Genomic DNA, 237 nt, shown 5'->3' on the forward strand with positions numbered 1-237 from the left:
GTTTAAAGTCCAGCTCTGTTTCACCCTTTAGAAGATGATGCGGGATCTGTTTTAAATACCGAATTGGCCGATCTTGGATGGTTGTTTTATTAAAGTGAAGGCTGTTTTGAATCGACAGCATATGCTCCAGACGCTGTTTCACTTCGCTTAGTTCCTGTATTTGCTTCTCGACCTGACCCAGCATTTCTTGGTAGGACAGAGTGATACTTTGTTCATTCGAAAAGGTCTCGCTTATAT

At 41.8% G+C, this 237-nt stretch carries 1 protein-coding gene; it reads right to left on the reverse strand.

The annotated features are described in order from the left end of the window. Positions 1–237, reverse strand: a 237-nt coding sequence (locus tag SB775_RS33675) for a hypothetical protein (RefSeq protein ID WP_410865650.1), incomplete at both ends; no start/stop codon positions are given.

The organism is Peribacillus sp. SIMBA_075 (genome assembly GCF_046534585.1).